Annotated in this window: 11 protein-coding genes; 10 read left to right on the top strand and 1 reads right to left on the bottom strand. The window is 56.8% G+C overall.

Annotated elements, in window-relative coordinates; genetic code table 11:
- Window positions 1-2,624 (bottom strand): eCIS core domain-containing protein (locus KHU33_RS13215; RefSeq protein ID WP_211463579.1); only part of this gene is annotated, 2,624 nt, incomplete at its 3' end.
- A 504-nt stretch (window positions 2,625-3,128) separates the two neighbouring features.
- Between KHU33_RS13215 and KHU33_RS13210 the strand changes: the two genes are divergently transcribed.
- The 10 genes from KHU33_RS13210 (at window position 3,129) to KHU33_RS26790 (ending at window position 9,720) form a co-directional block, all read left to right on the top strand.
- Window positions 3,129-3,545 carry a hypothetical protein gene (locus KHU33_RS13210; RefSeq protein ID WP_211463577.1) on the top strand — a complete coding sequence of 139 codons (417 nt, stop codon included), beginning with the start codon at window positions 3,129-3,131 and terminating at the stop codon, window positions 3,543-3,545.
- Between the two features lie 84 nt (window positions 3,546-3,629).
- Complete coding sequence (locus KHU33_RS13205) at window positions 3,630-4,010, top strand: hypothetical protein (protein WP_211463575.1); 381 nt, start codon at window positions 3,630-3,632, stop codon at window positions 4,008-4,010.
- An 11-nt stretch (window positions 4,011-4,021) separates the two neighbouring features.
- Window positions 4,022-4,759, top strand: a complete 738-nt coding sequence (locus tag KHU33_RS13200) for a hypothetical protein (RefSeq protein WP_211463573.1) — start codon at window positions 4,022-4,024, stop codon at window positions 4,757-4,759.
- Window positions 4,760-4,826: 67 nt separating this feature from the next.
- Entirely contained in the window at window positions 4,827-5,630 is an 804-nt protein-coding gene (locus tag KHU33_RS13195) for a hypothetical protein (protein ID WP_211463566.1), read from the top strand.
- A 14-nt stretch (window positions 5,631-5,644) separates the two neighbouring features.
- Entirely contained in the window at window positions 5,645-6,274 is a 630-nt protein-coding gene (locus tag KHU33_RS13190) for a DUF4255 domain-containing protein (protein WP_211463565.1), read from the top strand.
- Window positions 6,271-6,855, top strand: a complete 585-nt coding sequence (locus KHU33_RS13185) for a peptidase associated/transthyretin-like domain-containing protein (protein ID WP_211463564.1) — start codon at window positions 6,271-6,273, stop codon at window positions 6,853-6,855. Before KHU33_RS13190 ends, KHU33_RS13185 begins: the two co-directional genes overlap by 4 nt.
- Before the next feature lie 20 nt (window positions 6,856-6,875).
- A complete protein-coding gene (locus KHU33_RS13180; RefSeq protein ID WP_230414244.1) occupies window positions 6,876-8,519 on the top strand; it encodes a phage tail sheath C-terminal domain-containing protein in 1,644 nt (547 codons plus the stop codon).
- Between the two features lie 138 nt (window positions 8,520-8,657).
- Window positions 8,658-9,104 (top strand): phage tail protein, encoded by a 447-nt coding sequence (locus KHU33_RS13175; protein ID WP_211463563.1) that lies wholly within the window; start codon window positions 8,658-8,660, stop codon window positions 9,102-9,104.
- Between the two features lie 68 nt (window positions 9,105-9,172).
- A complete protein-coding gene (locus KHU33_RS13170) occupies window positions 9,173-9,556 on the top strand; it encodes a hypothetical protein (RefSeq protein WP_230414243.1) in 384 nt (127 codons plus the stop codon).
- Entirely contained in the window at window positions 9,505-9,720 is a 216-nt protein-coding gene (locus tag KHU33_RS26790; RefSeq protein ID WP_329956052.1) for a DUF6760 family protein, read from the top strand. Before KHU33_RS13170 ends, KHU33_RS26790 begins: the two co-directional genes overlap by 52 nt.
- Window positions 9,721-9,755: the final 35 nt, after the last annotated feature.

Raw genomic sequence — 9,755 nt, 5'->3', positions numbered from 1 at the left:
GGCACCGTGCGTTTGGCCAGTTCGCTGACAATATCCTGTTCGCCAATGGACATGATTTGCGGAAACCGATGGCGAAGATGCCCCATCCAGTCGATGGCCGCCGTCACAAAAGCTTCGGTGCTGAGCATCTTGTCGCCTATCTGCGCATCAAATAGCGCGTTGGCGGATTTGATAATTTCCTTCGGCGTATGCGACAGCTTGCCAGTCTCGATGATCCGTGCCTCGTTAACGCGCAACAATCCCATGTGATAGCCTTCGGCGTGCCCCGTGGCGCGCGACAGGCTGCCGACATCGTTGTAAGAAGACGACTCGGCTAGTTGGCTCAACGTCACATAGACACGCATCAGATTGCTCAACAGCGCCTGCCAGGTATGCAGCGGCAAACGCGCTACCCATAACTGCTTCACCCGAGACCGTGCCAGAGTCTGTAACTGCGCGCCGTCGTCATTTTTCACCTCCAATTTCTCCAGACTTTCCCCGATGTAGTGGAGCAGACTCCTTGCGGATTTCCCGGAAAATTCCATGAGCATATTGCGCACCAGGGTCCACGCAACGGTGTGCGACAGCTGCGCTCGCAGGAAACGCGTTTTAGGGCGATCGCGGTCGGACAAACTGACCTCTCGGATTTCGAGCGCATCGGCCGGGTAGGCAAATACCTCCAATTCCTGCTCGTCGCGGCCATCAACCTGAACCGGGAGCTTTTCGAGAGTGCCGGTACCGGTAAGCTCGAACGGTGCAACATCGACATTGGCAACGAAATTGGTCGCGATGTCAGATGGAATCTGCATCGAATGCTCGCCCGCGATGTTGCCCTTGGCCAGATATAAATTCGGCATGGGACGTGTCTTGAAGTTAGGTTTTACATGCCCGAAACGCACAAGCAGCTCACTGACCGACGTCGCCCCCAGTTCTTCCGCGGTTTTTTTTGGGATTTTCCTGAGCAGCACCGGTCCCGTCAATTGCTCGCCAACCTGCGCCATCAACGCCGGGAAGACTTGCTGCAGAGCTGCCATCCAGTGCCGAATCGAAAATGAAGCGGCCTCCGCCCCCAGAGACGGATTGAAGGCGATATCCAATAAACTTCCGCACGCCTTGGTTAAAGCGTCGATCCGGTCCGGGTCATCGATCACCTGATCGCCTGCCGCCTCGACCTGGGCGGCGCTGAGCAAAGCAATTGCATGCGATTCGCCATGGCCCTTGGGCGAGCCTTTTCTGAACGTGGCGGCACGGCTCGCCTGATAGATCTGCGTATAGATCACCACCAGCCGGCTGAGCAACTGCTGCCAGACAAATACCGGGAGACGGCCACGCTCAAAAGCCTCAGGGATTCTAGCTACCTGCTGCAACAGGGCATCCACACTCTCTGATTGCTCCATTTCCGCAATCCGGTCGATGTCATGAAACAAAAATTCGGCCACTTGACGCACAGTGCGCCCATTCTGGGTCATCAGGGTATGGCGCAGCAGCACCCACGCGACGGTATGCGATTCCTGTTTAGCGCCGAAACGCGTATCGGGACGATCCTTGTCGCCGACATTGACGTCGCTTACCAGCAAATCGTCGGACAAATATTGATGCTCCGAACCTTTTGCCGACTCGCCTTGCGCGATAGGCACCAGCGCAACCTGCGAACCAAATTCGCTCGTCATGTGAATGTCGTACTCCTGCTCGTCTTCGTCCTGCCCGATCAGGTCTGCCTGCTCCGCCTGGCTGAAAGCGAAATCAAGAATCTCCTCGTCAAATCCCTGCTCCAGAAACTGCTCGATGCCGCCCTCGTCCATGTCAACATAGTCGCCAGAATCCGGCGGCTCTTCGACAATCCCCTTCATGCCGACATCGATAGTGCGCCGCTTCAGCGCCGCTTCTTCATCCTGGTCAAACGGCAGCAGTCCGTCGGCGGTCTGGTGCAGATAGACAATATGACCGTCGTCGACGCGTCGTACCGCAATGTAGCCGGGCGCTGCCAGGACAAAATCATATATAAGCCCGGTTTCAAGGTCCGTAAACTTTCCCGCCGCCTCTTCGTCACGCGCGAAGACGGCCTGAATCGGTGCCGCATTGCCCGCAGCAACCTGTGCGGCATGTGGTTCTGCCGGATTGCTCCGGCCTGCAGCCGGGACGAAGCGGTTAGCCCGCTCTCCCATGACGTCGGCTTCGCGTTCCAGAGCACGGTCATTATTGATCGCCATGCCTTTGGCTTGCATCGTCGGCTTGACCCTGCCGCACGCCTGTTGCACCAGATGCCAGGCTTCATGCGGCAAATGCCGCTCCTGCCCCGGTCCCAGATGGATCACGCTACCTTGCGCATACGCCAGCGCCTTTATTTGTGCCGGGCTGGATGAGTTGTAATGCACCTTGATATGATCTAACGCGACGCCGGACAACTGCTCCACGCCCGTCTTGAGATGGTCCGGCAAGCCAGTACGATTTTCAGGTTTGTGCACCGCCGCTTCGTCGGCGCCACGCCGAATCGGACTCGTCGCGTAATGATAGTCACCCATGACGGTCAACGAATCGTCGTTGACAACCGCTGGCGGCTCAAGCGCCGCAGGAGCACTTTCCTTACCCGACAGGTGACGACGATGTGAGGCTGGGCGTGGCGGTTCGTTCGCTATTTCAGACATCGTACTTACTCTCCCTCTTTCTAGTGCAGTCAGTTATGCCGGTCTAACAATAGTCCTGGAGACGGCAGTTGGCCCCGCACGAGTGTGCGTTTTTGTTCGATGGGATGCTTCACCAGTGCCGGGTTGCGCGGATCGGGCAAGATCCGCGCAACCTCCTTGAGCAATCCAAGCTGCCTGTAGAAATCCGGATTAAATGAGAAAAAGCCGAATTATTTGAGAACTTAAAAACTAAGAATTCTGCTAATCGCTATTAGCGAGCGCTTCAAGCGCAATCTGAGCGCATACGCGTTACGACAAACTCGCTTCGCGCTTTGCTTCATTCGTGGCGCTCGCGGCTTTGGCATTTTGGTTGAAATAAATGTCAACACACCTGGTAAATCTTACAGTTGCGTTAAAAAGTTGCCTCAGGTCTAATGTCTAGCCAGCCATTCGTTGCTTGTGGGCAATGATCGGAAGGTCGGATTTGGTTAACTCTATGAACTTTCACTTTATGAGGATAGAACCATGAGCAGCGAACTAAAGTACGCGAACGCCCAAATATCGGTCTCAAATGCCGCTGTTGCCCAACAAATTATTGTTGAGCTGCAGCCCAAGCAAGCCAACGATAAAATTTCGTGGAGCACCGGCGACCCGGCCAAAACGGAGGCCACTGGTATTCAGATCAAGACTACAGGCGGCGTTGCGGTACCGCTCACGCAGTTTAGCGTTAACGGCTTGCTGATCACCCTCAATATTGGCGGCGACAGTACCGGCACCGTGTCTTTTAACTTGTCTTCCTTCCTGGTTGCGAATATCAATTTGTCTGAATTCAAGATCAAAACCACTAACGATGGCTCGCCGGTGGTGACATTCAATTTTTCCGGCTATGAATCGACCACACTCAGTCAAACTTTCGTCACTTTGGATTGGCCGACACCGTAAGCCGATTGCCTGATAGCGCTGCCATGCATGAGTGCCCGTCTTGTGCGGACACTCATTCGTTTGTCCGGGAGAGAGGAGTCTATTGTGGAGAAATATTCGGTTACTTTTAGCTTTGAAGTACCTGACAGCACCATACCTTTGAATGCGGTGTTGACGATTGTCGACAGCAGCACCATCTCGCTTAGCGCCGGCCAGATTCAGATTCAACCCTATAACAGCAGCGAATATACGCCGCCGCTGAAGTATCTGAATGTCAAGGAAAAAAGCATCAATCTGCTTGCGGGTCCCAATCCCTCCGGCGATACCCAGGGTGTCAAGGTCATGGTGCCTGTGATCCCGGGCGGCGCTAGCATGAAGGTGAATTTTACCTATTCGGACGTGACCGTGATCGGGTACTACAGCGTATCGGGTGGCAGTTCGGGCCAGCTTAACGTTGGCGATACCACGATTTCGTTTTCGAGCTGACTGTCGTCGACATGGATGACATAAAGAAAAGCGGCACGTCGAAGGTGCCTGAGAAAGCAGCCAAGCCTGATCAGGCAGGAGCCGGCGCTACGCCATTGCCGCAGGCGGCTGCACCAGCCGCAGCCTTAGAGGCAGCAGCGCCAACGCCCGCGCCGGCATCGGCCGCACCGGATCCAGAGGCGAAACCGCAAGCCGCTGCGCCGGTTCCGAACACGGAGCTGCTCCTGCTCCGGGTGCAGCAGGAGCAAGCGGCGTCGATGATGGCGCAGATCAAGAGCGAAGCCGAGGCGCTTTCGCCCGAGGAGATGCGGCACCTGCATTCGCATTTGCTGGCAAATCCCATGCATGCGCTCAATGAGACCTGCTTCAAGGAGGTCGATACCTTTCGGCAAATGAGTCTCACTTTCAGCAATCTGCGTGCCAACAGCAAAGCATTTTTATCGATCCGCCAAGACCAAAAGGCGATCTGGAGCGAGGGCGGCGAAAATAGCCGGATGGTGGGTTTGAGCTTCGCGGCCGGTACCGATCCCGCTCTTTATCTCCGTAGTTTCCTGATTAATGCGCGCGAGATGATCCTGGAAACCTATCAGGATTGCAGCGAGATCAATATCAACCTTTATGTACGTACCGATCAACTGCATTTACAGGGCCGGGTCGATTTGCCGCCCGGAGCAAGCGTGACCCTGCAGTCGCGCTGCGACCGCAGCAGTATCGTCGGTTTGAGTTCGTTCGGGGTGGATCTGGAGTGATGTCTGGGTATCGCGCCGCGGTTGCCGCGGGCGAATGGGATCGCGGTAAAACACCAAAAGGTTATCGATGATTCAAGAGCTAATGCCGGTTGTGTTGATATTCAATAATGTCGCGCCCAATTCCAATATCAACTTCACGTTTACAACGTTGGGTGCGAGCTGGTCCCTGGGGGCGCTATCGGGCGACAGCATGGGCTTTACCGTGGCAGCCCAGAACGCCTCGGGGCAGCCGCAATCCTGTATCCAGAAAATCGAATTCAACGAAGGAATGCTTGCCATCCGCACCTCCAGCGACAACAGTTCGCTGGGCGCGTTTACGATGACCCTGTTCCTGCGCGTGACGCCCGGCGTCGATTATTTGCAGGGCTATTGCACACTCAATAACGACGCTACGGTAATGGCGTTTTTCGGGGCGCAGCGCGGGATGGAGTGGCGCAACGGACGCATCAGCGCGGTGCTGCGCAATCCGGAAAGCAATACCCGTGGCGTACTGGTTACCGTCCAGGGCGCCGCTCCCGGCAACAGGATCAGCCTGGAACTCTCGACCAAGAAGGGCCTGGGCCTGGCGACCTGGAGTCTGGGGCCGATATTTTCCGAAGCGGGGGGTATCCGGATGGCCAGTGCCAAAGGTTCCGTGCCGCTGGCTTCCCTGACTTACAACAGCCGCCAAATCGTATTCGAGACCGCAAAAAATACAAGTTCGGCCGAGACCCTGGATTTCTTCTTGCTGGCTTATATTATCTGGGAGCCGATCGATTTGCCTTACATTTACCTCAAGACGACTTGCGACAGCAATGTCAGCCTGTATGCGCATGTCGGCAACCGGCAGCCGCAACTCGTGAGTCAGACCGACACCGTTTTCACACTCTGAGGAAGCATCCGGAAATGGTCGATAACGGTCAGATACTGCGCTGCGTCAGCGAATCGTTGCGATCGTTGATTCGCGATCATATTGCGGAATTGCGGCCCGAGTCGGCGGTGGTGTTCGACTCACCCGCGGAGATCGACAGCCAGGGCGAGACCCGGCTGTCGCTGTATCTTTATAACCTGGAAATCAATCCCTACCTGCGCAATTTGCCGCCGACCCTGACTCGTCGGCAGGGCGCCGATGATGCACGGAATTCGCTGGCGGTGACGCCGCCGCCACTGGTGGCCGATCTGCTGTACATGATGGTGCCTTACGCCCGTTCCGCCGAGCTGGAACTGGTGCTGGTGGACAAGCTGGTCAGGCTGTTTCACGAAATACCTGCGCTGTCCGGAGAATGGCTGCATCCGGTATTGAAGCAAAGCGGCAATGAGGCGATTCCGATCGTGCCCGACACCAGCTCGATCGCGACGCTGCACAATATCTGGAGCGGGTTTCCGAACAAAGCCTACAAACTCACCAAGCTCTATATGTTGTCGCCGGTGCGGATTCCGTCCACCGATGCATGGCAAAGCAATATGGTCATCCAGGGCGATTTGCACGCGGAGCAGCGGCCGCTCGACGGCGTTCTGCACAAGGGCGCAACGTGAAGCTCAGCGCGGTGGTGCAACTGATCGACGGCTTCAGTCTGCAGCCTGCGGTGGGCGTCGCGGTACGGTTTTTGCTCAACGACAAGCCGTATCTGCCGCTGAGCAAGGCACAGGCCTTTTACGCGTTTAGCGACCTTGACGACGGCGCGTATCAATTGACGATCCTTTGCGAGAATCATGTCTTCTTCGATCAACGGATTGCATTGCAAGTGCCGCTCCGCGAGCCGTTGGCTGACGCCATCATCGCCTGCACATTGGCTCCAAGCCCGCTCTATCCCTATCCGGAAGGGACAACCCTGATTCGCGGGCAAATTTTCCAGGTCGACGCACAGCGTCGACCCGTGCCCGGCGTCGACGTCGCCGCCAGCTATCAGAATGTACGCGCCAGGCCAAAGCGTCAAACCACCCGGTCATCCGATTATGGACGTTACGACGGCCGTTACGCGCTGGCCCTGACCGGCAAACTGGCGGCGCACACCGCCGTCGACCTGAATTTTAGCAAGGCTGGATTTGCAAACGTGCGGAAGCAGTTAAGTGTGCAGCCGGGTACCACGCAGTGCGTCGACATTGAAATAAGTTAATCCATAAGGAAAGAACTATCTTGGCCACCTATAATCATCCCGGCATTTACATCCAGGAAGTGCCGAGCACCCGCAGCATTCAAGGCGCATCCACCTCGACCGCGGCCTTCGTCGGCGTCACCGAAACCGGTCCGTTCATGCAACCGACGCTGATCACGAGCTGGAATGCGTACCAGCGCCAGTTCGGCAACCTTGCCTGGTATGCGATGGTGTCGTGGTCAGTCTACGAGTTTTTCAACGAAGGCGGCACCGCCTGCTACATCGTGCGCGCCACCGACAGCGCCAACGCCAAGGCTGCGACCGGCAAGGCCTCGCCCCTGGTCTTCAGCGCAGTCACGCCCGGAACCTGGGGCAATGTGTTGAACATCATGATCAGCAACGGCAGCGCGACCGATCCGACGGTGAAGTCGCCGCCGCCCACGCCGGTATTCAACGTCACCATTCTGGTCGACGCCGCCGTGATCGCAACGACCACCGCCACGATGCCGAATCAGTTGTTGCAGCAATACGTACTGGAAAACAACCTGTCGCCGAAAACCATCAACAGCAAGCAGTATTACGTGCTGGAACAGTTCAACGGCTTTACCGCCAACAGCTTGACCAGCATCGCCGATCAACCCAGCCCGCTGGCGGCCAAGATCAACAGCAACTCGATGTTCGTGCGCCTGCCGGTCAGCGCCAGCGCGACCACAGGCACGCGTCCGCCTAACAGCGGCCCGACCTTGTTTACCGGAGGAACCGCTCCGGTCTATGACCTGAATGCGGCTACCGATCTCCTGGCCAAGGTGCAGGGGCTCAGCCTGCTATCGGTGCCGGACACGGTGACCGCCACCGATAACGGCGGAAAACCGTCGCAGTCGCTGCAAGGCCAACTGATCAATCTGGGGTTGGGGTTTTGCGAGAAATTGCGCAGCCTGTTTTATGTCATCGATCCGCCGTTCGGCCTCAACCTTCAGGATATGCTGTCGTTCAAATCGGGGCAGGGCACCGCTCCCAACGGCAATCCCAATGCCCTCAATTCCGACTTCGGCGCGATTTATTATCCCTGGGTCTATATCTATAACCCGATTGCCAATGCCAATGTGCCGATCCCGCCGTCGGGGCCGGTGCTGGGACGCTACGCGTATACCGACACCAATGTCGGCGTCTACAAGTCGCCGGCCGGGGTCAGCGACGGTGCGTTGATGACGGCGGTCTTGCTGGATCAATCGATCACCGACGCCGATCAGGATCAACTCAACCAGGAAGGCATCAACGCGATCCGTAATTTCATCAATTACGGCAACGTGATCTGGGGCGCGCGCACGCTCGCGCTCAATACCGAATGGACCTACATCGCCGTGCGCCGCCTGTTCATCTATGTCGAGCAGAGCCTGAAACAAAGCTTGCAGTGGGTGGTGTTCGAGCCTAACGACCAGCAACTGTGGTCGTCGGTCACGCGCGACATCAGCGCTTTCCTGACGACTTTGTGGCAACAGGGCGGCCTGTTCGGCGCCACTGCTTCGGAAGCGTTTTTCGTGACGTGCGACGCGTCCAATAACCCGCCCGAAACCCGCATGCTGGGGCAGTTGTATATCGACATCGGCCTGGCGGCGGTGTACCCGGCCGAATTTGTCATTATTCGCATGACGCAGAAGACCAGCGCGCCGGACTCCGGAAACTGATTCCATGTCCACATCAAACGTGCACTTGGTTGTCGGCGCCTGCCTGACTGGCGCAATGCCTGCAGGCCCGCGCCGCGTTCGCATTTGATTTGGAAATGGAATGACCAACTTAATGACGACTGATTGCGGAGAACAACTATGGCAACGACATTAACCGATCCCTACCGCGGTTTTCGCTTTCGGGTGGAAATAGCGGGCATCCAGATTGCCGCGTTTTCCGAGGCAAGTGTGCCCGACAGCACGGTGGAAACGGTGGAATATCGGGAAGGCACCGATCCGGTGTACAAGCGCTCGTTTTCGGGCTTGACCAGCTACGGCAAGCTAAGCCTGAAAAAGGGCCTGACCGACTCGATGGATCTGTATAACTGGTATCAACTGGTCTCGTCGCAAGGCTCCGGCGCCAAGGGTGCGCAAAAGAACGTGTCGCTGATTCTGATGGACGCCGGCGGCGTCGACAAGGCCCGCTGGAACATCATCAACGCCTGGGCCAGCAAATACGAAAGCACCGGCCTCAACGCCGCGAGCAGCGAAGTGATGGTCGAGACGTTTGAATTGACGATGGAATACATGACACGCGTGTCGTGAACGAAGGGGCAGGCTGGGATGGTGCTCCAGCCTACAAGGTCGATATGAGTAATCAAGGAGTAATCAGCATGCACGTCATCAGTATGGAAAAGGAATTCACCCTGCCGATCGGCTATCGCGACAGCGACGGCACATTGCATCGCACAGGCGTGATGCGGCTGGCCACCGCCGGGGACGAGATTTTGCCGTTGAAGGACCATCGGGTGCAAAGCAATCCGGCCTATCTGATCGTGATCGTCCTGTCGCGCGTCATCGTCCGGCTCGGCAGTCTGGACATGATCACCACCAAAGTGGTCGAAGAATTATTTTCGGCGGATTTTTCCTTCTTGCAGAGCCTGTACAACAAGATCAACCAAGTCGGCGGCGAAGACAACGTGCTGCAGATGGAGGCGCAGGGCGGATTGGGAAAGCCGGACTCCCCGCAGTTGCCGACCAGCTTTACGCAGAGATAGCCTTCGTCGCCTATCACTTTCACTGGTCTTACGGGGAGATCCTGGCAATGGAACATGCCGAGCGGCGCCGCTGGTGCGAGGAAATCAGCAAAATCAACAAAGTGATGAATACGGACGAACGGCAAAAAAACGGGAGTAGCTTAGAACTTGCGGGAAGGAGTTGAGCGCAGCGGTACTCCGTCCCAGGCAGATCGGAATG

Source organism: Collimonas silvisoli, from assembly GCF_018305005.1.
Lineage (GTDB): Bacteria > Pseudomonadota > Gammaproteobacteria > Burkholderiales > Burkholderiaceae_D > Collimonas > Collimonas silvisoli.
The sequence above is the reverse complement of the archived record's forward strand: the minus strand, read 5'-3'. Positions and strand labels throughout refer to the sequence as shown.